Below are 24,767 nucleotides of genomic sequence, written 5' to 3' on the forward strand. Positions count from 1 at the left end.
CGCGGGCGGCGGCGCGCCGGCCCCCCCCGCCCCCGCTCCGCGCCCCCGCGCGCGGGGGCGCGGGGGCGGGGGTCGGGGGCGGCCCCCCCCCCCCACCCCCGGCGGCGGCGCTCATCGGGCTGACGCTGCTCGGCGTCGGGCTCGGCAGCCTGTTCCCGATGGGCGTCTCGGTGGCCGTGTCGCTTGTCCCCGGCCAGGCGGCGCTGGCCAGCGGTCGGGCCGTCGCGGCCACGTCGGGCGCGATCTTGCTGGCCCCGTTCACCGTTGGCACCCTGGCCGACGCCTTCTCATTGAAGGCCGCACTCGCCGTCACGCCCGTCATGCTGCTGCTCGCCGCCGTGGGGCTGGTGATCGTCTCCCGCGCCCGCACCCGAACTGCCGACCGCCCGGCGGCATGTGGCGACCACGACCACGATCCATCCTCACACGACAACCGCTCCTGCACACCAAACCAACCCGCCCCGGAGTGGATCAGCTGATGGCCAACGACTCCACTGAACGCCCCAGCAAGACGAGTCGGGCAGCCCACGCACCAGGCGGTCACCTATGGTGGCGTGACGCCGTGACCTATCAGATCTATCCGCGCAGCTTCCAAGACAGCAACGGCGACGGCATCGGCGACCTGCCCGGCATCATCTCCCGGCTGGACTACTTGGTCGATCTCGGCGTCGACGCGATTTGGCTGTCACCGGTGTTCGCCTCGCCGATGGCCGATTTCGGCTACGACATCAGCGACCACTGCGACGTCGACCCGATGTTCGGCACCCTGAACGATCTCGACCAGCTGATCGCCGAGGCGCATCACCGAGGCCTCCGGGTTCTGCTCGACATCGTGCTCGGCCACACCAGCGACCGGCACCCGTGGTTCCTCGACGCCGCGACGAGCCGCACCGCCCGGTACCGGAACTTCTACGTGTGGCGGGACGGCCCGACCCTCGGCTCGCCCGACGGCGGGCCACCCAACAACTGGACCGCCGGCTTCCCGGCCGACACCAGCGCCTGGACCTGGCACGACCACACCGGTCAGTGGTACCTGCACTCCCACTTGCCGCAGCAACCGGACCTGGACTGGACCAACCCCGTGGTACGCGACGCGCAGGCCGGCGTCCTGCGGTTCTGGCTCGACCGCGGCGTCGACGGCCTCCGCCTGGACTCCATCAACCGGCTCGGCAAAGACCCCCAGCTTCGGGACAACATCCCCGGACAGCCGCTGCGGCAGCAGAACTGGCCGTCGGTGCACCACCATCTCCGTTACGTTCGCAGCATCATCGACGACTACCCCCATGCGGTGACGGTGGGTGAGGTGTGGCTGTTCGACCAACGCGAACTGGTGCCCTACCTGGTCGGCGACGGCCTGCATTTGGTGCACAACTTCGCCTTCGCCCGCGCCCCGTTCGACGCGACCTCGCTGCGCGCCACCGTCGACGAGTTCGACCGGCTCGTCCCGCACGCCTGGCCGTCGTGGTTCTTCAACAACCACGACGAACCGCGGACCGCGTCCCGCTGGCGCTTGCCCGGCGAACCCGCCGACCACGGCATCGCCCGGGCCCGGGCCGGCGCGGTCCTCGTGCTCGCCCTGCGGGGCACCCCGTACCTCTACCAAGGCGAGGAACTCGCCCTACCCGACACCGACCTTCCCGCCGACGCCGTCGTCGACGCCAACGGCCGCGACCCGCAACGCACCCCCATGCCGTGGGCGCCGCCGACCGCCGCCGGACCCGGCGCCGGCTTCACCACCGGTACCCCCTGGCTGCCCATCGGCGACGCCGCCGACCACCTCAACGTCGCCACCCAGCGCCACGACCCCACCTCCACCCTGTCCCTGTACCGACAGCTGCTCCGGCTGCGCAGAACCAGGCCGTCCCTCCAAGAGGGTGAGCAGGTTGTCCTCGACCTCGGAGACGACAAGCTCCTCGGCATCCTGCGCACCCTGCCGGAAGAACGGACCCTGATCATGATCAACACCGCCACCAGCAGCCGTGACATCGATCTGACAGTCCTTGCCCCAACGGGCGCAAGCCCGCTGCTCAGCACCCGCAACGGCCGCGCTCGCGAACGACACGCGGCACAAACACTCACCATCGAGCCCCTCGAGGCCATCGTGTTGGCGGTCGATGGTTCTTGAGCGGAGCCGAGCCCAGGGCAGTCCGCACCGACGAGTGTCCGCGCTGACGTCCCGCGACCTCACGCTCTCCCTCGGGCGCCGATCTTGTCGTGAACTTGAAGGGAACTCATGGCCCAGGATCGATCTGTGTTCCGTGCAGCCCCCGGGACCAGGACCACTGCCGTGGTCCCTGATCTTCTTGCGGTGTTGGCCACCAACGAGCCACCGGTGGGTTGGAAGGCTGCGCGCCCGAAGATCGTCGCCGAGCATGCGGCGCTGGGCCGGTTGCTGCTGGGCGGCACTGACGGCTATGGCGTGACCACACTGGTCGGGCATCGTGATCGGGAGCCGATCCTCGGCACGGCCGCATCCGACCTTGCGCAGGACGAGTTCCAGCGGGACCTGCTGGATACCCACCGGTTGCCGGCTCGCCGCTGGGCCACAGATCGTCAAGTCCGTTGCATCTCGGCGGCGAAGGCGCAATTGCTCAGCAACGGCGGCACGGGCGTCGACCCGGAAATCTACGATCTCGTGGCGTTGGCGGCTGTCGACGAGGATTTCCGTCCGCGCGTCCCCAGCGATGCCTCGTACTCGTGCGGTGATGTCATCCCCGCGGCATGGTGGGCAGAAGGTCTGCTGACGCAGTACGGCGGCATGCATCTCGGCCCCAAGCAAGGTCTGACGTTGATCAACGGTGTCTTCGTCCACGCCGGATACTGCCTGGCCGCTGTCGAGCAGTTGTCGGCCATGGCGGGCACGCTCCGCATCGTGGCGACAGCAGCCTTGGTGGCCGGACGCGCGAAACTCGGCGCCGTCGAACTCGCGGAAGAACTGCAGGAAAGCTGGGAGGAGCCGCCGCTGGTCACCAGCACCAGTGACCTGCCGAACGCCGATCGTCGTGAGCTCGGTCAGGATCCGGTCGCGATTCGCGCCACGGCCTCGGTGATCCTCGCCGTACGACGCGCCGTCGCGCAGTTGGAATCCGCACTGGAACGCGTGCTGACCTCGCCCTCCGACAACCCCGTACTGTGGAACGGGCGCCTCGTCGAGCAGGACTCGTTCATGAGCGTCGAGCTCGCGATCGCCACCTCCGGAGTCATCGAGGCTGTGCTGGTCTGCGCGACGTGGACCGAACGCCTGATCTCGTGGCTGTGCAGCGGCAGAACCGGCCTACCCCCCGACCTGCGCGACGACACCGGACTCGGCCTCATCCAAGTACCCAAACTCGCACTGGCGCACGTCGAGCGACTACGCCACGAGCTCGGCATCCGGACCTTCGCCTCCGGCGCGTCGACATCCCACGGCATCGAAGACCTGTGGACCAATGGACTCGGCGCCTGCGCCGAACTCGACCAAGGACTTCACACCCTCCACGAACTCCTCGCTCTCGCAGCCGCCACCACGACCCGCGCCATCGCCCTCGGCGCCCCCACCGCCAAGCCACGATGGGCATGGCACCATTCCCCGGGCAAGACCTTCCGCGACGATGTCGCCCACTTCCGCGAGACCTTCGCGTGGGGAAACCACTGATCGCCCGACTCCGCCGTGCCGTCCTCGCATGAGGCTCCCCTGCACTGAGCGCCGCGGGTTGATCGTCGCCATCAGGGCAGTCGTCCCCTCGACCGCTCTCGTCGCCCCCGGCAGCAGATCCGGGGCCGACGCGGCCGCCCAAGGGTCAGTTGATCGCGGCCTGTAGCTCGTCTTTGTGCAGGTCGAGCCACTTTTCGAACGACTGCAGTTCCGGGTTCAGTTCGCGGACCTTGTCGAGGTTGCGGTCGCCGGTGAACTCGTCGTGGTTCTCCTTGTAAAACTGAAACATGTTCCCCATCTCCACGGCCATCGGGAACGGGTACGTGCGGTACTCCTCCAGGGTGGGTGCGTGGTAGACGACCTGCTCGCCGATGGCGTCGGTGAGGGCGGCGGCGTACTCGTCGCCGGTCAGGTGGTCGCCGGCGATGCTGACGGTGTCGCCGATCAGGTCGGGGTGCTTGAAGACGGCGAGGGCGCTGCGGCCGATGTCGTCGGAGGCGACGCCGGACAGTCGCTGGTCGCCCATCGGGAAGGTGATGGTCAGTACGCCGTCGGCGTTCCGGGCCGGCGGCATTGTCGTGGTGAACGCGTCGAAGTAGAACGTGGTCCGCAGGAACGTCGTGGGTACGCCGTACTTCGTGAACAGCTCGTCGGCCTCGCCCTTCGCGTCGAAGTGCGGGACCTTGTAGCGCCCGTCGTCGAGGCTCGGGACGTCGTCGCGCCCGGCGAAGAACAGCCGGGTGTCCTCGAGCGTCGACCAGACCAGGTGCTGTACGCCGGCGTCGCGGGCCGCCCGCGCGGCGGTTTCGGCCTGGGCGAGCTCCATCTCGGCGCGGGTCCGGACCGCCTCCTCCTCGGGGGTCAGCGGAGCCCAGTAGTTCGTCACCACGAAGGCGCCGTACGTACCGTCGAACGCGGCCCGGATGCTCGCCTCGTCGTCGAGGTCGGCGGCGACCACCTCGGCGCCCGCGGCGGCGAGGTCCTGCGCGGCGCCGGAGTCCGGGTTGCGGGTCAGTGCGCGGACGGCGAACTCGCCGGACGGATCGGCCAGGATCGCACGCGCCAGCGCGCCGCCCTGGGCCCCGGTGGCTCCGACGACCGCGATCAGCTTGCTCATATCCACTCCTCAGAGAGTTGGGTTGATGCGTCAACTCGACTAATGTAGCGCCGTGGGTTGATGTGTCAACCCAGCCGGGTAGGATGGTGGATGTGAGCAGCAAAGGACCCTGGCTGGACGACGCCGAGCAGAAGTCGTGGCGCAGCTACCTGCTGATGAAGCGGACGCTGGAGACGCATCTGGAGCGGCACCTCCAGCGCGAGTTCGGCCTGTCCGGATCGGATTTCGAGATCCTGGTGAACCTGTCCGAGTCGGAGGCCGGCCGGATGCGCGCGTTCGAGCTGAGCCGTTCGACCCAGTGGGAGAAGAGCCGGCTGTCCCACCACCTGACCCGGATGGAGAAGCGCGGCCTGATCCGCAAGGAGGCCTGCGACTCGCGGTACCCGGAGATCGTCATCACCGAGGAAGGGCTGGCGGCGATCAAGGAGTGTGCGCCGGCGCACGCCGCGCGGGTCCGGGAGTTCTTCGTCGACGTGTTCGGGCCGGAGCGGTTCGCGATCCTCGGCGAGGTGTCGGACGAGGTCGTCGGCACGATCGGCAAGCACTGCGAGGACGACTGCCCGCTGGAGGCACGCTCCTGAGAGGTGCTCTCAGAGAGCTTTCAGGAGAACTTGACGGTGGCTTGATCTTCTCTTGGAGTGCGGCTGAACAGCCTCGACCGAGGCTTGCTGCATGGTCACCACACACGGATCTCAACCCAACCGCCGGCGCTGGCTGCACCGTGCGTCCGCGGCCGCGATAGCCACCGCCGTCCTCGGCGTCGGCGCGACCGGGATCTCGGTCGCGCTCGTGTCGTCGAAGCACTCCGGCAGCGGCAGCACCGGGACGACGGCGTCGTCGAGCAACTCGGACTCCTCGAGCTCGAGCTCCAGTTCCGGTTCGGGCTCGGACGACAGCAGCAGCTCGAGCGGGCTCGGCTCGGCCGGCTCCGGCGCGACCTCGCAGGGCGGGAGCAACGGGTCATGACCGCCTCCCGTACCTGGACCGCGTGGAGCTGCACGGTCCGGCTGACCGTCGACGACCCCGCCGTACTCGGTGCGGCCTGCGGTGAGCTCAAGGCGCTGATGGACCGCGTCGACAAGGCCGCGAGCCGGTTCCGCCCGGACTCCGAGCTGTCGGTCGTCAACACCCGCGCCGGCGCGCTCGTACCGGTCTCGCGGCTGCTCGTCGACCTGGTCGACGTCAGCCTGGTCGCGGCCCAGATGAGCGGCGGCGCGGTCGACCCGACCGTCGGCCCGGCGGTGATCGCGGCCGGGTACGACGCCGACATCGAGGCCGTACGACGGCGCTTTCCGCAGCCGGCCGGGGACCCGACGCCGGTCGCCGGCTGGCAGGAGGTCCGCCTGAACCGGAAGCTCGCGCTGCTCGGCGTACCGAAGGACTGCGCTCTCGACCTCGGTGCCACCGCCAAGGCCTGGACCGCGGACCGGGCGGCGAACGTGATCAGCAAGCGCTACGGCTGCGCCGTCCTCGTCGAGATCGGCGGCGACCTCCGTGCGGCAGGCGCACCGGCGAAGCCGTGGGTCGTGACCGTGGCGGAACGTGCCGGCGACCAGGGCGTACTCGTCACGCTCGCCCACGGCGGGCTGACCACGTCGACCAGGACGGTACGGCGTTGGCAGACCCCGACCGGCTACGGCCACCATGTCATCGACCCGCGCACCGGTCGACCCGCGGACGGTCTGTACCGGACCGCGTCTGTCTGGGCACCGACCGCCGTACGCGCGAACACCTTCAGCACTGCACTCATCGCCACTGGCGAGGCAGCTGTCGGGAGGCTCAAGCTGGCCGGGCACCCGGCACGGTTGATCGCTGACGACGGCCAGGTCACCGAGCTGTCGGGATGGCCGACTGCAAGCAGGGCCGCCTGATGACGCTGTGGTACCTGGCCCGCGCGGCCGGCGTGGTCACGATGGTGATGTTCACGCTGTCCGCCGTGCTCGGGATGGTCATGCCGGTCGTACGGCGAGCCGAGCCCCGCTTCTGGCTGCAGTACGTCCACAGGTCGGCGGCTGTCACCGGACTGGTCCTGCTGGCGACCCATGTCGTCGCGGTGATCGCCGACAGCTACGTGAACATCAGTCCGACCGTTCTGGTCTGGCCGTTCGGCGCCGGATACCGGCCGTTCGCCATGGTCGTCGGTGCGCTTGCTCTTTACAGCCTGGTACTGGCGTCACTCGTCGGAGCGGCCCGTGGCCGGTTGGCTGTCTCCGCGTCGTTCGCGAAGCACTGGCGCAAGCTCCACATCGCCGCGTCGGTCGGGTGGCTGCTCGCCATCGGCCACGCCCTGCTGGCAGGTACCGACCGCAGTACGCCGTGGATGCTCGGCATCACGCTCGGCTGCCTGGTCGCTGTTGCCACCGCAGGCGCGTACCGCCTCAACGCGACGCCCACACGAGCTTGGAGGACCCAGTGATCACGGTTGAAGACACGAGGGTGATCGGTGAGGCAAGGGTCCTCGCCGGACTCGAGCAGGGTCGCTTGGACCTTCAGTGTCACCGTATGACGCACGGCCCGCAGCCCGAGCTCACCCGCGACGACTATGTGCGGCTGTGCGAAGCGGTAGGACTCAGGGGCCGCGGCGGAGCGGCGTTCCCGGTCGCACTGAAGCTGCAGGACCTTCCTGCTCGCGGTGTGGAGGCCGTCGTGGTCAACGGCTCCGAGAGCGAGCCGGTGAGCCGGAAGGATCGGCTGCTCCTCACACGGTCGCCACATCTCGTTCTGGACGGTGCCGTCGGCCTGGCGCACGCGCTGCGGGCTCCCCACGTGCTGATCGCCGTACACGACAGCGCCGCGGCCGTGTCCCTGCGTGAGGCGCTGATGGAGCGCGACGATCGCCTGGCGATCGAGGTGCGAGAGACACCGGGGCGCTTCGTCGCAGGCGAGGCCCGCGCGGTGCTGAGCGCACTGGAGGGCGGCAAGGCAGTACCGCCGGGTCGCCGGGTGCTGCCGACGCGGAAGGGATACCACCGGCGCCCGACGTTCCTGTCGAACGTCGAGACGTTCGCACAGCTCGCCGTACTCGCGCGGCTCGGTTCCCGCGGGTTCAGCAGCACGGGTCTGACGAGCGAGCCCGGTACTCAGCTGCTGACGATCGACGGAGCCGTCCAACGCCCTGGCGTGATCGAGACACCCACCGGCGTCCCACTCGACACAGTCCTGCAGTACGCCGGAGCAGAGCCCGGACCTGTCCTGCTGGGTGGGTACCACGGCCGCTGGCTCGCGCAGACCGAGGGCGTGATGCTGCAACGGCCGGAGGTGTCGGCTGGCATCATCTTGGCGCTCGGCTCCAGTACCTGCCCGCTCGGTGAGGTCACGCGGGTCGCTGAATGGTTGAGAGGTCAGTCAGCCGGCCAGTGCGGTCCTTGTGTCTTCGGTCTGGCTTCGCTTGTCGACGACTTCGCCAGACTGACGGTGGGCGACCCGCGAGGCTGGCACGACGCCCAGCGGCATCTCGGTCTGGTCCCGGGCCGGGGAGCCTGTGCGCACCCGGACGGCACTGCGAGGTTCCTCACATCGGCGCTGGAGGTTTTCGCCGACGACGTACGGCGTCATCTGTCGGGTCAGGGATGTGGCCGGCCGGTGCTGGGAGTCCTCGGAGGTACGCGATGAACAACCCGGTGAACAAGGTGGAGATCGACTGGACCAGGTGCGACGGGCACGGCCTGTGCGCCGGGCTGCTGCCGGACGACATCGTCCTCGACGAGTGGGGATTCCCGGTCCTCCGCGGCCGCGAAATCACCGCCGGTGAGCTCCCGGACGCGCGCCGCGCAGTCCTCGCCTGCCCGGCTCTCGCACTGCGCCTCGCGAATCGATGACAGGCCCGTCCCGACACCACACCAGTGACAGGAGTGGACTAATCTCTGAGTGACCGCACAACGTCGTGCGGTCCGGCGAGAGCGACGCCGACGTCACGTGTGGAGACGGTGGGGAATGCAGAGCAAGCTGGACGTCCAGAAGGCCGATGTGCTCGCCAAGGCGGTGGCTGCGGGCACCCATGGGCACGACAAGTCGGCCGACCCGGGCAAGCTGAAGACGTTCCTCGAGCAGTACTACCGGCACGTCGCCGCCGAGGACGTCGCCGAGCGCCAGCCGAACGACTGCCTGGGCGCCGCGCGGCACCACTACAAGTCCGCGATGTCGCGCCCGCAGGGCACCGCGAAGGTGCACGTCTTCACTCCGACGCTGGAGGAGCACGGCTGGTCCGCGAGCGGACGGACCGTGGTCGAGATCGTCAGCGACGACATGCCGTTCCTGGTGGACAGTGCCTCGATAGCGATCACCGAGCGCAACCTCGAGCTCCAGTTGCTGGTTCACCCGACCTTCGTGGTGCGCCGCGATGTGGCCGGCACCCTGCAGGAGGTCCTCGACGACAGCGCGACCGCGGACGGGCACGACCTGGTCCGCGAGAGCTGGATGCACCTGGAGATCGAGCGGATCGCCGACGTCGCCGAGCACCGCGCCCTCGAGCAGGCGCTGCAGAGGGTCCTGAACGACGTCCGCGAGGCGGTCGAGGACTGGCCGAAGATGCACGAGAAGGCGGTCAGCATCGCCGCCGGGCTGGAGGCCGCCGAGCTGCCGGTCTCCGAGAGCGAGGTGGAGGAGGCGCGGGAGCTGCTCGACTGGCTGGCCGACGAGCACTTCACCTTCCTCGGCTACCGCGAGTACGACTTCACCATGGAGGGGCGGCAGGGGATCCTGCGCGGCAGCCCCGGAACCGGGCTGGGCATCCTCCGGCCGGACCCGAAGCCGGGCTCCGGCAAGCTGCCGCCGGAGGTCAGCGCCAAGGCCCAGGAGCGGAAGCTGCTGATCCTGACCAAGGCGAACTCCCGTTCCACGGTGCACCGGTCGGCCTACCTGGACTACGTCGGCATCAAGCAGTTCGACGCGAACGGCGACCCGGTCCGCGAGTGCCGGTTCATCGGCCTGCTGTCGTCGACGGCGTACACCGAGAGCGTCATGCAGGTCCCGGTGCTGCGGCGCAAGGCGCTGGAGCTGTTCCGCCAGACCGGCTTCGACCCGAACAGCCACAGCGGCAAGGGTCTGCTCGACGTGCTGGAGACCTACCCGCGCGACGAGCTGCTGCAGGCGCCGGTCGAGGACCTGCTGCCGATCGTGCAGTCGGTGCTGCACCTGCAGGAGCGCCGCGCGGTCAAGCTGTTCGTACGGCGTGACGTCTACAACCGGTACCTGTCCTGCCTGGTGTACCTGCCGCGCGACCGGTACACCACCGCGGTCCGGCTGAAGATGCAGCAGATCCTGCAGGACGCGATCGGCGCCGAGAGCGTCACGTACGCCGCCTACGTCACCGAGTCGGTGCTGGCCCGCGTGCACTTCGTGGTGCGGATGAAGCAGGGCGAGACCGTCGGTGAGTATGACGCGGAGCTGCTGGAGCAGCAGGTCGTCGAGGCGACCCGGGCGTGGGAGGACGACTTCACCGCGGCGCTGCACGCACAGGGTGGCGACGGCGCGGTCACCAAGCTGTCCCGCCGGTACGCCGGCGCGTTCCCGGAGGCGTACAAGGAGGACTTCGACGCGCGCGTCGCGGTCAACGACGTGCACGTCCTGGAAGGGCTGCCGGCCGAGAACGGGCTGGCCATGTCGCTGTACACCCCGCTCGACGAGGAGTGGGAGGGCGAGCGGCGCTTCAAGGTGTTCCGCACCGGGTCGTCGCTGTCGCTGTCGCAGGTGCTGCCGCACCTGAGCGCGATGGGCGTCGAGGTTGTCGACGAGCGCCCGTACGAGATCCGCAGGGCCGACGGCACGATGGCCTACATCTACGACTTCGGTCTGCGGGCCCCGGAGGACACCGACGAGCGCGAAGAGCTGCGGACGCTGTTCTCCGACACGTTCCGGGCGGTGTGGGACGGCCGGGCCGAGTCCGACAAGCTGAACGCGCTGGTGCTGCGCGGCAACCTCAGCTGGCGGCAGGTGTCGATCCTGCGCGCGTACCAGCGCTACATCCGCCAGGGCGGCACACCGTTCAGCCAGGACTACATCGAGAACACGTTCCTGAACCACGTGGACGTGGCGCGTCTGCTGGTGCAGCTGTTCGAGACCAGCTTCGACCCGGCACGCGGCCCGGCCGACGACCCGGACCGGGGCATGCTCACGGACCAGCTGGAGAAGGAGATCCTGGCCGCGCTGGACACGGTGCAGAGCCTGGACGAGGACCGCATCCTGCGGTCGTACCTGACCGTCATGAAGGCGACCCTGCGGACCAACTACTTCCAGCCGGGCGCCGACGGGCAGCCGCGGTCGTACATGTCGCTGAAGCTGGAACCGAAGGCGATCCCCGACTTGCCGCAGCCGCGGCCGGCGTACGAGATCTTCGTGTACTCGCCGCGCGTCGAAGGCGTGCACCTGCGGTTCGGCGCGGTCGCACGCGGCGGTCTGCGTTGGTCGGACCGGCGCGAGGACTTCCGCACCGAGGTGCTCGGCCTGGTGAAGGCGCAGATGGTGAAGAACTCGGTGATCGTGCCGGTCGGCGCGAAGGGCGGGTTCTACGCCAAGCAGCTGCCCGACCCGGGCGCGGACCGGGACGCCTGGCTGGCCGAGGGCATCGCGTCGTACAAGACCTTCATCTCCGGGCTGCTCGACATCACCGACAACATCGTTGCCGGGGACATCGTTCCGCCGCGCGACGTGGTCCGGTACGACGGTGACGACGCGTACCTGGTCGTCGCCGCGGACAAGGGGACGGCGACGTTCTCGGACATCGCGAACGGCGTCGCGAAGGAGTACGGGTTCTGGCTCGGCGACGCGTTCGCGTCCGGCGGCTCGGTCGGGTACGACCACAAGGCGATGGGCATCACCGCCCGCGGCGCGTGGGAGTCGGTCAAGCGGCACTTCCGCGAGATGGGCCACGACTGCCAGAGCGAGGACTTCACGGTCGTCGGCGTCGGCGACATGTCCGGGGACGTGTTCGGCAACGGGATGCTGCTGTCGGAGCACATCCGGCTGGTCGCGGCGTTCGACCACCGGCACATCTTCCTCGACCCGGCGCCGGACGCGGCCGTCTCGTTCGGGGAACGGCGGCGGCTGTTCGACCTGCCGCGGTCGTCGTGGGCGGACTACGACGCGTCGCTGATCTCCGCCGGCGGCGGCGTGTTCCCGCGCACCGACAAGGCGATCCCGATCTCGGCCGAGGTCCGTGCGGTCCTCGGGATCGAGGGCAGCGCACCGACGGCGACGCCGGCCGAGTTGATGAACGCGATCCTGAAGGCGCCGGTCGACCTGTTCTGGAACGGCGGCATCGGCACGTACGTGAAGTCCACCGCCGAGTCGAACGCCGACGTCGGCGACAAGGCGAACGACGCGATCCGGGTCAACGGGTCCCAGCTGCGCGCCCGCGCGGTCGGCGAGGGCGGCAACCTCGGCTGCACCCAGCTCGGCCGGATCGAGTACGCCGCGGCCGGCGGCCGGATCAACACCGACTTCATCGACAACGTGGCCGGCGTGGACACCTCCGACCACGAGGTGAACATCAAGATCCTGCTCGACACCGTGGTCGCCGACGGGGACCTGACCGAGAAGCAGCGCAACGACATCATCGCGTCGATGACCGACGAGGTCGGCGCGCTGGTGCTGAAGAGCAACTACCGGCAGAACATCGCGCTGGCCAACGCCGGCGCGCAGGCGGCCGCGCTCATGCACGTCCACCAGGACTGGGTGCGGCGGCTGGAGAAGCAGGGCCTGCTCGACCGCGAGCTGGAGTTCCTGCCGAGCGTGACGGAGTTCAAGCGACGCAAGGCCGAGGGCCGCGGGCTGACGTCGCCCGAGCTGTCGGTGCTGATCGCGTACACCAAGATCGTGCTGGAGGCCGAGCTGCTCAAGACCTCGCTGCCCGACGACGCGTACCTGAAGCACAAGCTCGCCAGCTACTTCCCAAAGGCGATCCAGGAGCGGTTCACCGACCAGATCCAGGCCCACCAGCTGCGCCGCGAGATCATCACGACGCAGGTGGTCAACGAGTTCGTGAACACCTCCGGCATCACGGCGTACCACCGGCTCTCGCTGGAGACCGGCGGAACCGTCGAGGACGTGGTCCGGGCGAACCTCGCGGCCTCGCGGATCTTCGCCCAGCCCGAGCTGCTGTCGCGGAACTCCGAGCTGGACAACGTGGTCGACGCCGGGACGCAGACGCACATGCGCCTGGAGACCCGGACGCTGGTCGAGCGCGCGACCCGCTGGCTGGTCAGCAACCGGCGGCCTCCGGTCGACATCGAGGAGCTCATCGAGTTCTTCGGTCCGGGGATCGCCAAGCTGACGTCGGCGCTGCCCGACGTTCTGCGCGGGCGTGAGCTGGCGCTGTTCGAGCAGCGGCGCGAGGCCCTGGTGCAGAAGGGCGTCTCGGACGAGTTCGCGACCCGGATCGCGGTGCTGCCGCCGGCGTACGCCGGTCTCGGGATCGTGGAGACGGCCTCGCGGGACGACATCGACATCTTCGAGGTCGCCAAGGTCCACTTTGCGCTCGGCGAGCGGCTGCAGCTGGGCCGTTTCCTGGAGCGGATCATCGGCCTGCCCCGGACCGACCGCTGGCAGACCATGGCCCGCGCCGCCCTCCGCGACGACCTGCATGCGGTCCACGCCCGCCTCACCCGCCAGGTCCTGGCCAACACCGACCCGTCGGCCGACCCCGAGGAGCGTGTCGTCACCTGGCAGGACCAGAACGCCACCGCCCTCGCCCGCGCCGCCACGATGCTCGAGGAAATCGTCGAAACCGAAGGCCCCGAACTGGCCCACCTCTCGGTCGGCCTCCGCCTGGTCCGAACCTTGATCGCCAGCCAGGCTTAGCGTTCGGACACCACGACGTCGACGGAATACTGGTCCGCGCGGTAGCAGTGGCTGCCGTATTCGACCGGGGTTCCGTCGGCGGCGTAGGCGGAGCGGGTCATCGTGATGAGTGGCTCCGCCTTGGACATGTGCAGGGTACGGCGTTCCTCGGCGGTCGCGTTGCGGGCGCCGATGCGCTGGCGCGCGACGGTGGGGCGGATGCCGCGGGCGCGCAGCACGGCGTACAGACCGTCGCTCGTCAGCTCGTCGAGGCTCAGGTCGTTGAGGGCCGGAGGCAACCAGTTACGCATGATCGCGAGCGGCAGGTCGTCGGCGTACCGGAGCCGGACGATCGCGACCAGCGGCGTACCGAGCGGGACCTCGAGGACGGCGGCGGCGCGGTCGTCCTGCGCCGCGCAGTCCAGTGCCAGCACCTCGGTCCGCGGTGTGCGACCCTCGCGGGCGAGGTCGTCGTACAGGCTGGTCAGCTCGGCCTTGCGGTGCACCATCTGGTTCGCGACCGTGGTGCCGATTCCGCGGCGCCGGACCAGTAGCCCCTGGTTGACCAGCTCCGAGATCGCCCGCCGTACCGTCGGGCGGGACAGGCTCAGTCGGTCGGACATGCCGATCTCGTTCTCGAACGGATCGCCCGGCCGCAGCCGCCCCTCCGTGATCGCGGCCGTCAGTTGCTCGGCCAGCTGGTGGTACAGCGGCACAGGGCTGCTCCGATCGAGCTGGATCGGGAGCACAGCGGTCATGTGCGGGATGCTACATGCATATGTGCCGACGTGAGAATGTGTTAACAAAGTATTGACACCTGGGCCACGCGGCCGGAAAGCTGACGAGCAACCAGCGCGCCGCGGGGACTGTGGCGCGCCGTTCTCGAGAGGGGCAGCGCGGATGCGGATCGGGTTGGTCGGGGTCGGGCGGATCGGGGCGTTCCACGCCGCGACGCTGAAGGGCTTGCCGGCGGTGGATCAGGTGGTCGTCGCCGACGCGGATCCCGGCCGGGCCCAGGTGGTCGCGAAGGAGCTCGGCGTCGAATCCGCCGCCGACGTACCGGCGCTGCTCGCCTCCGGTGTCGACGGGTTCGTGATCGCGGCGGCGACGTCCGCGCACGCGTCGCTGATCGAGGCGGGGCTCGCGGCCGGCGTACCGACGTTCTGCGAGAAGCCGGTGGCGCTGGACCTCGCGGAGACGTCGCGGGTGGTGGATCTGGTCGAGGCGTCCTTGGTGCCCGTGCACATCGGTTTCCAGCGCCGCTTCGACGCCGGGTACCAGGCGGCACGGGCGGCCGTGGCGTCGGGTGAGCTCGGGTTCGTGCACCACATCCGGGCGAACACGAACGACGCCTTCCCGCCGCACCAGGAGTACATCCCGCAGAGCGGCGGCTTCTTCCGCGACTGCAGCGTGCACGACTTCGACATCATCCGGTACGTCACCGGCCGCGAGGTCGTCAGCGTCTACGCCACGGGCGCGAACCGCGGCGAGACGTTCTTCGGTGAGTACGGCGACGTGGACTCGGCGGCAGCGCTGCTGACCCTCGACGACAGCACGTTCGTCGCGGTCAGCGGCACGCGGTACAACGGCGCCGGGCACGACGTACGGATGGAACTGCACGGCAGCCTCGGCTCGATCGCGGTCGGCCTCGACTCGCACACCGCGCTCCGCTCGGCCGAGCCGGGCGTCGGCTTCCCGGAGGGGCCGCCGCACATGACCTTCATGGACCGGTTCCAGCCCGCGTACGTCGCCGAGCTGACCGCTTTCACCGAGGTGGTCGCCGGCACCCGCGAGGTGCCGTGTACGGTCCGGGACGCGCTCGCGGCCTTCCGGATCGCCGACGCCTGTGAACTGTCCCGCCACGAGAACCGCATCGTCACGCTGTGAAGGGTTTCTTCGACATGACCGAACTTGCTGCGCGGATCGCCGGGGCCCCGATCTCGTGGGGCGTCTGCGAGGTGCCGGGCTGGGGATGGCAGTACGACGCCGAGACGGTGCTCGCCGAGATGCGCGCGGTCGGGCTGGCCGCGACCGAGTTCGGCCCGGACGGTTTCCTGCCCGACGACCCGTCCGACAAGGCGAAGACGCTGGCGGACGCCGGTCTTCGGGCCGTCGGCGGATTCGTGCCGGTCGTCCTGCACGACCCGTCCCACGACCCGGCTCCGGAGGTGGCCGCCGCGCTCGAGGGCTTCGTCGCGGCTGGTGCCGGGACGCTGGTTCTCGCCGCGGCGACCGGCCAGGACGGGTACGACGACCGCCCGGTGCTGGATACCGCCGGGTGGAACACGCTGCTCGCCAACCTGGACAAGCTGTCCGCGCTGGCGGCCTCCCGTGGTGTGCTCGCGACCGTCCATCCGCACGTCGGGACGATGGTCGAGAACGCCGCCGACGTCGCTCAGGTGCTGCAGGGGTCGTCGATCGGCCTGACGCTGGACACCGGGCACCTGCTGATCGGCGGGGTCGATCCGGTGGCGCTGGCCGTCGACCACACCGCCCGGATCCGGCACACGCACCTGAAGGACGTCGACGCCGCCTGGGCCAAGCGGGTGCAGTCCGGCGAGGTCACGTACACCGACGCCGTACGCGGCGGGATGTACCGGCCGCTGGGCGCCGGCGACATCGACATCACCACGATCGTCGGCACACTGGAGAAGTCCGGGTACGACGGCTGGTACGTGCTGGAGCAGGACACGATCCTCGAGGACCGCCCGGCGGACGAGGGCCCCGTGGTCGACGTACGAGCGAGTATCGCGCACCTGCGGTCGATCGCGGCGGGGCTCGCATGACTGCCCGCACGACTGTCTGCGGGACCCGTGGGGATGGGAAGGTCTGATGGTGGACGACGTACTGACGATCGGGCGCATCGGGGTCGACCTGTACCCGCTGCAGATCGAGACGCATCTGGAAGACGTCACCTCGTTCGGCAAGTTCCTCGGCGGGAGCGCGACGAACGTGGCGGTGGCGGCGGCACGGCACGGGCGGAAGACGGCGGTGATCAGCCGGACGGGGAACGACCCGTTCGGCACGTTCATCCACCGCACGCTCGGCGAACTCGGGGTCGACGACCGCTTCGTCACCCCGGTGGACGGGCTGCCGACGCCGATCACGTTCTGCGAGATCTTCCCGCCGGACAACTTCCCGCTGTACTTCTACCGGTTCCCGAAGGCGCCCGACCTGGTCATCAACCCGTCGGAACTCGACCTGGACGCGATCCGCGACGCACGCATCTACTGGTCCACGGTCACCGGTCTGTCCGCCGAACCGTCCCGCTCCGCGCACTTCGCCGCCTGGGAGGCCCGCGGCCGGCGTCCGATCACGGTGCTGGACCTCGACTACCGGCCGATGTTCTGGGCGGACCCGACCGAAGCCCACGAACAGGTGTCGCGCGCCCTGGAGTACTGCACCGTTGCTGTCGGCAACCGTGAGGAGTGCGAGGTCGCCGTCGGCGAGACCGACCCCGACAAGGCCGCCCAGGCCCTCCTCGACCGCGGCCTCGAGTTGGCCGTGGTCAAGCAGGGCCCCCGCGGCACCCTCGCCCGGACCCGCGACGAGCGCGTCGAGGTCCCGCCCTACCCGGTCGAGGTCGTCAACGGCCTCGGCGCCGGCGACGGCTTCGGCGGCGCACTCTGCCACGGCCTCCTCTCCGGCTGGCCCCTCGAGAAGATCATCCGCTTCGCGAACACCGCCGGCGCGATCGTCGCCTCCCGCCTCGAATGCTCCACCGCCATGCCCACCACCGAAGAAGTCCTCTCCCACCTGGGAGCCGAATCATGACCCCCCACGACGAAGACCACTACACCGAACACGCCCGCCCCCTCCCCATCCACCGCCCCCAAGAAGACCCGGACGCCACCACCCTCACCCCCAACGACCCCACCACCCTCACCCCAACCGGCCACAGCACATCAGAAGCCCGGCGAGACGCCGGCCACCCCGGGCCGGACAACCGGCGAGCTGCCGGCCACGCCGGGCCGAACGACCCGAGGGCTGCAGAGCACGCCGGACCGAACGACCGGAGGGCCGCTGGGTACGCCGGGCCGGACGACCGGAGGGCTGCTGGGTACGCCGGACTGGACGAGCGGAGGGGTGCCGGGCACGCTGGGCCGGACGACCGGAGGGCTGCTGGGTACGCCGGACTGGACGAGCGGAGGGGTGCCGGGCACGCTGGGCCGGACGACCGGAGGAGTGCTGGGTACAGCGGCTCGGACGACCCGACGGTTCCTGGCCACGTGGGATCGGACGATCCGAACGCTCCTGGGTACACCGAGTCGGATGACCGGAGGACTGCTGGGTGCCCTGGGTCGGAGGACCCGAGGGCTGCTGGGAACAGCAGGCCGCCTGCTCAGTACAGCGGGACGGACGATCCGAGGGTACTTGGCTACACAGGCTCGAACGCTCCAACAGCCCGTGAGCATGTCAGGTCGAACGATCCGACGATTCGCCCACACGTAGGTTCAAACGACCCAACGGTGATCGCGCGCCGCCCAGACGCCGCCGACGCGGACGACCCAACGGTCATCGCACGCCGCCCCGAACCCGCCAACCCCGGCGATCCGACGGTGATCGCACGTCGCCCCGAAGCCGCCGGGCCGGACGACGCAACGGTGATCGCGCGCCGTCCTGAGGCTGCCAACCCCGGTGACCCGACCGTGATTGCGCGCCGCCCAGAGACAGCCGGCCCCGACGACCCGACGGTCATCTCAGGCTCCTCGCCCCACGGCTCTCATGCGACCCCTGGCGGACCCGCGGGCCACGGCAGCCGTACGACCCAGGGCGAGACCTCGAACTCTCCCGGAGCCCCGAACGCTCCCGCGACGCACAGCGCTCGTGTGACCGGAAGTGCGTCTCCAGAGCCGTCAGCGCGGCAGTACGCCGATCCGGACGCGCCAACCGCAGGCCCAAACGACCCGACGATCCCCGTACGCCGCCCAGACACACCGGGCTCCAACGACCTGACGGTAATGCTCGACACCTCCCGGGAGCAGGCAACTCCTGACGGCCAAACCACCGTCATCGGAAACCTGCACCTCCCCGCCACCACCCCACCCGCCCACGACGGGCCCACAAACAAACAGACCCACCCTGGACAGGCCACCAGCGAACAGGCCCCGGACAACCGAACCCCACGCGAACAGGCCCAGCCGAGCCGCCACAACCCGAGCCCGCACGACCCAAGCACGCACGAGCAGGATGTGCGCGAGCAGGGTCCGCGCGAGCAGGTTGAGCATGCGCAGGACATTCGCGAAGAGCGTGTGCGTGCGCAGGCTGCAGGTGTTGCTGTCGGAGATGGCTTGGCGCGGGGTGCGGCGGGCACGTCGCTTGGTCACCAGTTGAGTGGTGTGACGGTACGCGGTGAGCAACGGGCAACCGTGCCTGCTCCACAGGCAGGCCAGCCGTCCAGCGCGCCGCGAGCCGCGCAGGGTGCGAACGCCGACGAACAGGCGCCATCGAACGACCCGACGCGTGATCCGGAACTGGCCAACGGGCGTACGGAAGCCGGACGTGATCCGGAACCGGCAAACGGGCGTGCGGAAGGCGTGTCCGTCGAGGAAGCCGACACGGCAAGCCACCCGCTGGTTGAGCAAGCGGTCACGTCAGGCAGCCAGCAGCAAGCGTCGTCGTCTGGCGCCTTTGCAACCGACGACGAGACAACCGACCAGCCGGCCGTCTCCGCGCACGCTGGCACACCGGACCCCGTCGCTGGAGCAGGAGCCCCGGCGACCGAGGGAGGTGTCGGCCCAGCGGCGGGCTACTCGGCGGATGGTCCCGACGCTCCAGTCGGCTCGGTCGGGGCATCGGATGCCGGGGAACCGGGAGCCGCAGGCGCAGCCGGCATGGGCGCTGTCCCCGATGTGTTGGTCGGGTCGGTTGGCGGATCGGGTGCCGAGGAGCCGGGAGCCGCAGGCGCAGCTGGTATGGGCGGTGTCCCCGATGTGTTGGTCGGGTCGGTCGGCGCAACGAACGCCGGCGAAGCGGGAACCGCAGGCACCGCGGGTACGGGCGGTGCGCCCGACGTGTTGGTCGGGTCGGTCGGCGGATCGGATGCCGGGGAACCGGGAGCCGCAAGCACAACCGGTGCGGGCGGTGCAGCAGCTGATGCCTTGGCTGCCTCGGGTGGTGCCGGTGCGGCCGGTCTGCCTGGTTCCGCGAATGCGGGCGGTGTGGCCGGGGCGGTTGGTGCTGCGGGCGTCGGAGCGGTAGGCGGTGCGGTTGGTGCAGGCCGCGTGGTTGGCGCGGGTGGAGCGAGCGCTGAGGTGGCGGGCGGAGCTGCGGAGGCTGGGGTTGAGGGTGCCTCGGCGGCTGGGGATGTCCGTGGTGTCGGCGAGCGTGCAGGGGAGCAGGCGGCGGAGGACGTGGGGGACGCGGTCGATCGGCTGTCAAGTCGCGGCGTGGGTGAGCGCGTCGCGGGGCAGAGCGGTGACGAGTTTGCGGGGCGGGTTGGCGGACAGGGCGATGCTGCAGATGCGGGGGGCGATGGTGCCGGAGCGTTGGGCGGCGTCATGAGTGGGTCGGCCGGTGTCGTCGCTACTGCCGGTGCCGCGAGCGCCGGTGGTGGTGCGGATGGTTCTGGTCGGTGGGGGGATGAGTGGAAAGAGTTTGGGGAGCGGTTGGGGGAGTTGACTGAGGTTCGGGTTCGGCATCCGGAGCGGGTGGCTGAGGGGTGGTTGCAGCGGCGGACTCGGGCGTTGGTGGGCGATGACGGGCGGCTGTTGATCGTGGCTGCGGATCATCCGGCGCGGGGGGCGCTGGGGGTGCGTGGGGATCGGATGGCGATGGGGAGCCGGGCGGATCTGATTGCTCGGTTGATGATCGCGTTGCAGCGGCCGGGGGTGGACGGTGTGCTGGCTACCCCGGATGTGTTGGAGGACCTGCTCCTGCTCGGTGCGCTGGAAGGCAAGGTCGTCATCGGGTCGATGAACCGGGGCGGGTTGCAGGGTGCGGCGTTCGAGTTGGACGACCGGTTCACGGCCTACCGGACTGCTGACGAGATCGCCGCGCGGCGGCTCGACGGCGGGAAGATGCTGACGCGGATCGATCTCGACGACCCAGGGACTGTGGCGACGCTGGAGAGCAGCGCGGCGGCGGTGACCGGGCTGGCCGAGCACAAGTTGATGGCGATGGTCGAGCCGTTCTGGTCGACGCGCGGCGAGGACGGGCGGGTCACGAACCTGCTCGATCCCGACTCGGTGATCAAGTCGATCCAGATCGCGTCGGGTCTCGGCGCAACGAGTGCCTACACCTGGCTGAAGTTGCCGGTCGTGGACGAACTCGATCGTGTGATGGAGGCGACGACGATGCCGACGCTGCTGCTCGGTGGTGATCCGACCGCCGCGCCGGAAGCGACCTACGCCTCGTGGGGCAAGGCGCTCGAACTGCCGTCGGTCCGTGGACTCGTGGTCGGGCGTGCGCTGCTGTTCCCGCCGGACGGTGACGTGGCCGCGGCCGTCGACCAGGCCGCCGCGCTGGTGCACGGCGACACCGTATGACCCGGACAGCTGAGGTTCCGAGGAAGGACAGTTGGGATGACTGAATGGGTTCGGCCGGCCGGGACCGCGGCGAGCGACGGCTTCGAGCTCGCGGTGCGGCCGGGCGAGGCAGAGTGGCATCACAGCGGGCTGCTGGTGCGGAATCTGCTGCCGGGGCAGTCGGTCGAGATCGAGACCGGGGACTGTGAATACATCGTCCTTCCGTTGAGTGGCTCGGCGGAGGTGATCATCGACGGCGAGGCCGTCCCGCTGGGCGGTCGGGCCGACGTGTTCGCGGGCGCGACGGATCTGGCCTACGTGCCACGCAACTCGACCTTCGCCGTGGTCAGTGCCGGCGGTGCGCGGATCGCGTTCCCGCATGCGAAGGCCGCGACGGACCGCCCGTTCCGGCGGATCGGTGTCGAAGAGGTCGAGACCGAACTGCGGGGCGCCGGGGTCGCGTCCCGGCAGGTCCGCAACTTCGGTACGCCGGGGGTGCTCGACGCGGACTCGATCATCGCCTGCGAGGTGATCACTCCGGCCGGGAACTGGTCGTCCTACCCGCCGCACAAGCACGACGAGCACAAGCCGGGGAAGGAGAGCGAGCTCGAGGAGATCTACTACTTCGAGCTGCAGCTGTCCGACGACGTCCCGGAAGGTGTCAAGGGCAACGACCCGATCGGCTACCAGCGGGTCTACGGCACCGACGAGCGACCGATCGACGTGCTGGCCGAGGTCCGCAGCGGCGACGTCGTCCTCGTCCCGCACGGCTGGCACGGTCCGGCGATGGCGCCGCCCGGCTACGACATGTACTACCTGAACGTGATGGCCGGCCCCGGCACCGAACGCCAGTGGCTGATCACCGACGACCCGCAGCACGCATGGGTCCGCGAGTTGTGGAACTCCCAACATATCGATCCGCGCCTGCCTTTCGGACAAACAGGAGAAAACTCATGACGGTGCGTCTCACGGTCGCGCAGGCGCTGGTGCGATTCCTGAGCGTCCAGTACTCGGAGAGGGACGGTGTCCGGCAGCGGCTGATCGCCGGCTCGCTGGGCATCTTCGGCCACGGCAACGTGGCGGGGCTCGGCCAGGCGTTGCTGCAATCCGAACTCGAGGACCCGAAGGCGTTGCCGTACATCCTGGCCCGCAACGAGCAGGCCATGGTGCACACCGCTGCTGCCTTCGCCCGCACCCGTGACCGGCTCCAGACCTACGCCTGCACGGCAAGCGTGGGTCCGGGCTCGACCAACATGGTGACCGGCGCGGCTCTGGCGACGATCAACCGGCTGCCGGTGCTGATCCTCCCTTCCGACGTGTTCGCGACCCGGGTGGCAACACCCGTGCTGCAGGAGCTGGAGAGCTTCGGTGCCGGTGACGTGTCGGTGAACGACGCCTTCCGTCCGGTGTCGAAGTACTTCGATCGGATCTGGCGCCCCGAACAGTTGCCGTCGGCGCTGATGAACGCGATGCGCGTGCTGACCGACCCGGTCGAGACCGGCGCCGTGACGCTGGCGCTGCCGCAGGACGTCCAGGCCGAGGCGTACGACTGGCCGGAGGAGCTCTTCGCCGAGCGCACCTGGTACGTCGCGCGCCCCTTGCCCGAGGCATCAATTGTCGACAAGGCGGCAGATCTTCTACGGTCCGCGCAACGACCGCTGATCGTCGCCGGTGGCGGTGTGCACTACTCCGGCGCCGAGGAGGCGCTGCGCGAGTTCGCCGAGCGCACCGGCATCCCGGTGTCGGAAACCCAAGCAGGGAAGGGATCTCTGCCCTACGACCACCCGCAGGCGGTGGGTGCGGTGGGGTCCACCGGGACCACGGCGGCCAACGCGCTCGCCCGGGACGCCGACGTCGTGATCGGGATCGGCACCCGCTACAGCGACTTCACGACGGCGTCGCGGACCGCCTTCCAGAATCCACGGGTCCGCTTCCTGAACATCAATGTGGCGCGCTTCGACGGTGACAAACATGCCGGCCTCCCGGTGGTGGCCGATGCGCGGGAAGCCCTTGTTTCGTTGGGATCCGCGCTCGGCGAGTGGTCCGTGGATGCCAAGTACACCGCCGAGTCCCAGGAACTCACAAGGAACTGGAACGGAACTGTGGACGCAGTCTTCCGGCCCTCCGCCGAGGTGACCGGGAAACTGGCCGAAGGACTGCTGACCCAGGGCGAGGTGATCGGCGCCGTCAACGAATTGTCGGCGGCGTCTGATGTGGTTGTCTGCGCGGCCGGCTCGATGCCGGGTGACCTCCACAAGCTGTGGCGGCCGCGCGACCCGAAGGGATACCACGTCGAATATGGCTTCTCCTGCATGGGATACGAGATCGCCGGCGGGCTCGGTGTGCGGCTCGGCGCGCCGGATCGCGACGTGTTCGTCCTGGTCGGCGACGGGTCGTACCTGATGATGTCGAGCGAACTGGCCACAGCCGTCCAGGAGAACCTGAAGATCATCGTGGTCCTCGTGCAGAACCACGGCTTCGCGTCGATCGGTGCGCTGTCGGAGTCCCTCGGGTCGCAGCGGTTCGGGACGGCGTACCGCAAGCGCACCGGTGACGGCAGGCTCGACGGCGACTACCTGCCGGTCGACCTCGCGGCCAACGTGCGCAGCTTCGGTGTCGAGGTGATCGAGGCGCACAGCCGGCCCGACCTGGAGAAGGCCATCCAGACCGCGAAGGCGGCCACGGGACCGATCGCGATCCACGTCACCACGGACCCGCTGATCGGCGGTCCGGACAGCGACTCCTGGTGGGACGTCCCGGTCAGCGAGGTGTCGGAGCTGCAGTCGACGCAGGCCGCGAGCGCGTCCTACGAGGAGAGCAAGAAGGCCCAGCGGGCGTACCTGGCTCCTATCGAGGGAGACCGCTGATGGGCAGAGTCGACATCGGTACGGCGCCGGACTCATGGGGAGTGTGGTTTGCCGACGACCCGCAGCAGACCCCGTGGAGCCGATTCCTCGACGAGGTCGCCGCGGCCGGGTACACGCGGATCGAGCTCGGTCCGTACGGTTACCTGCCGACCGATCCGGTCCGGCTGAAGGACGAGCTCGACAAGCGCGGCCTCACGATGACGGCGGGTACGACGTTCGAGCAGCTGCATCGCGTCGACGGCTGGGACGCGACCTGGCGCGACGTCGTGAAGACCGCCGAACTGACGGCCGCGATGGGCGCGCAGCATCTCGTCGTGATGCCGTCGATGTGGCGCGGCGACGACGGCGAGATCGTCGAGGAGCGGCTCGACCGCGACGGGCAGGCGCGACACGGGGAGGCCGTGACGGAGCTGGGCCGCCGGCTGGCGGAGGAGTTCGGGCTGCGGACGCAGTGCCACCCGCACGCGGACGGGCATGTTGACACGCAGGACACCGTCGAACGCCTCCTCGAGGAGACCGACAGCACCTACGTGAACCTGTGCCTCGACACCGGCCACATCAGCTACTGCGGCGGCGACAACCTCGAGTTGATCCGGAAGTACCCGGACCGGATCGGTTACGTCCACCTGAAGCAGGTGGATCCGAAGGTCCTGGCCGAGGTCGACGGGCTGAGCTTCGACGAAGCGGTACGGCGGGGCGTGATGTGCGAGCCGCCGAACGGCGTCCCCGAGCTGCCGCCGGTGCTGGACGCGCTGGCCGGGCTCGACGCCGACGTGTTCGCGATCGTCGAGCAGGACATGTACCCGTGCGCTCCCGACGTACCGCTGCCGATCGCGACGCGGACGTTGGCGTATCTCACTCGATGTGGGGGTGGCGGATCGAGATGACGGCCGCGGGAGTGTGACACT

Annotated in this window: 20 protein-coding genes; 16 read left to right on the forward strand and 4 right to left on the reverse strand. The window is 69.6% G+C overall.

Features of this window, described 5'->3' with window-relative positions; genetic code table 11:
* The 3 genes from ACWEOO_RS40165 to ACWEOO_RS40175 form a co-directional block, all read left to right on the forward strand.
* On the forward strand, positions 1–479 hold a 479-nt coding region (locus tag ACWEOO_RS40165), incomplete at its 5' end, for an MFS transporter (RefSeq protein ID WP_452147528.1).
* An 83-nt stretch (positions 480–562) separates the two neighbouring features.
* Positions 563–2,125: an alpha-amylase family glycosyl hydrolase gene (locus tag ACWEOO_RS40170; protein WP_452147529.1), complete on the forward strand. Its 1,563-nt coding sequence runs from the start codon at positions 563–565 to the stop codon at positions 2,123–2,125.
* Between the two features lie 183 nt (positions 2,126–2,308).
* Positions 2,309–3,634 (forward strand): aromatic amino acid lyase, encoded by a 1,326-nt coding sequence (locus ACWEOO_RS40175; RefSeq protein ID WP_452147530.1) that lies wholly within the window; start codon positions 2,309–2,311, stop codon positions 3,632–3,634.
* Positions 3,635–3,779: 145 nt separating this feature from the next.
* Here ACWEOO_RS40175 and ACWEOO_RS40180 read toward each other — a convergent pair whose 3' ends face one another.
* The gene (locus ACWEOO_RS40180) at positions 3,780–4,751 is read right to left on the reverse strand and encodes an NmrA/HSCARG family protein (protein ID WP_452147531.1); all 972 of its coding nucleotides are present in this window, start codon (positions 4,749–4,751) and stop codon (positions 3,780–3,782) included.
* Between the two features lie 83 nt (positions 4,752–4,834).
* On the opposite strand from ACWEOO_RS40180, the gene ACWEOO_RS40185 reads away from it, so the two are divergent.
* On the forward strand, positions 4,835–5,332 hold the full coding sequence (locus tag ACWEOO_RS40185) for a MarR family winged helix-turn-helix transcriptional regulator (protein WP_363711152.1): 498 nt from the start codon (positions 4,835–4,837) through the stop codon (positions 5,330–5,332).
* A gap of 111 nt (positions 5,333–5,443) precedes the next feature.
* On the opposite strand, the gene ACWEOO_RS40190 is transcribed toward ACWEOO_RS40185, so the two are convergent.
* Positions 5,444–5,707 (reverse strand): hypothetical protein, encoded by a 264-nt coding sequence (locus tag ACWEOO_RS40190; RefSeq protein WP_452147532.1) that lies wholly within the window; start codon positions 5,705–5,707, stop codon positions 5,444–5,446.
* Positions 5,708–5,713: 6 nt separating this feature from the next.
* On the opposite strand from ACWEOO_RS40190, the gene ACWEOO_RS40195 reads away from it, so the two are divergent.
* The 5 genes from ACWEOO_RS40195 to ACWEOO_RS40215 all read left to right on the forward strand — a co-directional run bounded on the left by ACWEOO_RS40195 (position 5,714) and on the right by ACWEOO_RS40215 (position 13,547).
* A complete protein-coding gene (locus tag ACWEOO_RS40195) occupies positions 5,714–6,622 on the forward strand; it encodes an FAD:protein FMN transferase (RefSeq protein WP_452147533.1) in 909 nt (302 codons plus the stop codon).
* Entirely contained in the window at positions 6,595–7,167 is a 573-nt protein-coding gene (locus ACWEOO_RS40200; protein ID WP_452147534.1) for a hypothetical protein, read from the forward strand. Before ACWEOO_RS40195 ends, ACWEOO_RS40200 begins: the two co-directional genes overlap by 28 nt.
* A gap of 86 nt (positions 7,168–7,253) precedes the next feature.
* A complete protein-coding gene (locus ACWEOO_RS40205) occupies positions 7,254–8,363 on the forward strand; it encodes an NADH-ubiquinone oxidoreductase-F iron-sulfur binding region domain-containing protein (protein ID WP_452147535.1) in 1,110 nt (369 codons plus the stop codon).
* The gene (locus ACWEOO_RS40210; RefSeq protein WP_452147536.1) at positions 8,360–8,569 is read left to right on the forward strand and encodes a ferredoxin; all 210 of its coding nucleotides are present in this window, start codon (positions 8,360–8,362) and stop codon (positions 8,567–8,569) included. Before ACWEOO_RS40205 ends, ACWEOO_RS40210 begins: the two co-directional genes overlap by 4 nt.
* Positions 8,570–8,684: 115 nt before the next feature.
* Positions 8,685–13,547 (forward strand): NAD-glutamate dehydrogenase, encoded by a 4,863-nt coding sequence (locus ACWEOO_RS40215; RefSeq protein ID WP_452147537.1) that lies wholly within the window; start codon positions 8,685–8,687, stop codon positions 13,545–13,547.
* Here ACWEOO_RS40215 and ACWEOO_RS40220 read toward each other — a convergent pair.
* Complete coding sequence (locus ACWEOO_RS40220; protein WP_355696905.1) at positions 13,544–14,284, reverse strand: GntR family transcriptional regulator; 741 nt, start codon at positions 14,282–14,284, stop codon at positions 13,544–13,546. The two genes, ACWEOO_RS40215 and ACWEOO_RS40220, sit on opposite strands and share 4 nt — an antisense overlap.
* A 142-nt stretch (positions 14,285–14,426) precedes the next feature.
* Here ACWEOO_RS40220 and ACWEOO_RS40225 point away from each other — a divergent pair, with 142 nt between their 5' ends.
* The 3 genes from ACWEOO_RS40225 to iolC are packed head-to-tail and all read left to right on the forward strand — an operon-like array spanning position 14,427 to position 17,300.
* Entirely contained in the window at positions 14,427–15,413 is a 987-nt protein-coding gene (locus tag ACWEOO_RS40225) for a Gfo/Idh/MocA family protein (protein ID WP_452147538.1), read from the forward strand.
* A gap of 14 nt (positions 15,414–15,427) precedes the next feature.
* A complete protein-coding gene (locus ACWEOO_RS40230; RefSeq protein ID WP_452147539.1) occupies positions 15,428–16,312 on the forward strand; it encodes a sugar phosphate isomerase/epimerase family protein in 885 nt (294 codons plus the stop codon).
* 46 nt (positions 16,313–16,358) lie between these two features.
* On the forward strand, positions 16,359–17,300 hold the full coding sequence (gene iolC, locus ACWEOO_RS40235) for a 5-dehydro-2-deoxygluconokinase (RefSeq protein ID WP_359935567.1): 942 nt from the start codon (positions 16,359–16,361) through the stop codon (positions 17,298–17,300).
* A gap of 1,082 nt (positions 17,301–18,382) precedes the next feature.
* Here the strand turns inward: iolC and ACWEOO_RS40240 are convergent.
* Positions 18,383–19,111 (reverse strand): hypothetical protein, encoded by a 729-nt coding sequence (locus ACWEOO_RS40240; protein ID WP_452147540.1) that lies wholly within the window; start codon positions 19,109–19,111, stop codon positions 18,383–18,385.
* A gap of 1,023 nt (positions 19,112–20,134) precedes the next feature.
* On the opposite strand from ACWEOO_RS40240, the gene ACWEOO_RS40245 reads away from it, so the two are divergent.
* From ACWEOO_RS40245 to ACWEOO_RS40260, 4 genes are read left to right on the forward strand one after another with little or no spacing between them, the layout of a single operon-like run.
* Positions 20,135–21,013: a Cgl0159 family (beta/alpha)8-fold protein gene (locus tag ACWEOO_RS40245; RefSeq protein ID WP_452147561.1), complete on the forward strand. Its 879-nt coding sequence runs from the start codon at positions 20,135–20,137 to the stop codon at positions 21,011–21,013.
* Between the two features lie 36 nt (positions 21,014–21,049).
* Positions 21,050–21,949: a 5-deoxy-glucuronate isomerase gene (iolB, locus tag ACWEOO_RS40250; protein WP_452147541.1), complete on the forward strand. Its 900-nt coding sequence runs from the start codon at positions 21,050–21,052 to the stop codon at positions 21,947–21,949.
* A complete protein-coding gene (gene iolD, locus ACWEOO_RS40255) occupies positions 21,946–23,859 on the forward strand; it encodes a 3D-(3,5/4)-trihydroxycyclohexane-1,2-dione acylhydrolase (decyclizing) (RefSeq protein ID WP_452147542.1) in 1,914 nt (637 codons plus the stop codon). Before iolB ends, iolD begins: the two co-directional genes overlap by 4 nt.
* The gene (locus tag ACWEOO_RS40260; RefSeq protein ID WP_452147543.1) at positions 23,859–24,746 is read left to right on the forward strand and encodes a sugar phosphate isomerase/epimerase family protein; all 888 of its coding nucleotides are present in this window, start codon (positions 23,859–23,861) and stop codon (positions 24,744–24,746) included. The genes iolD and ACWEOO_RS40260 overlap by 1 nt, the downstream gene beginning before the upstream one ends.
* The last annotated feature ends 21 nt before the right edge of the window (positions 24,747–24,767 follow it).

It is taken from the genome of Kribbella sp. NPDC004138 (assembly GCF_053603655.1).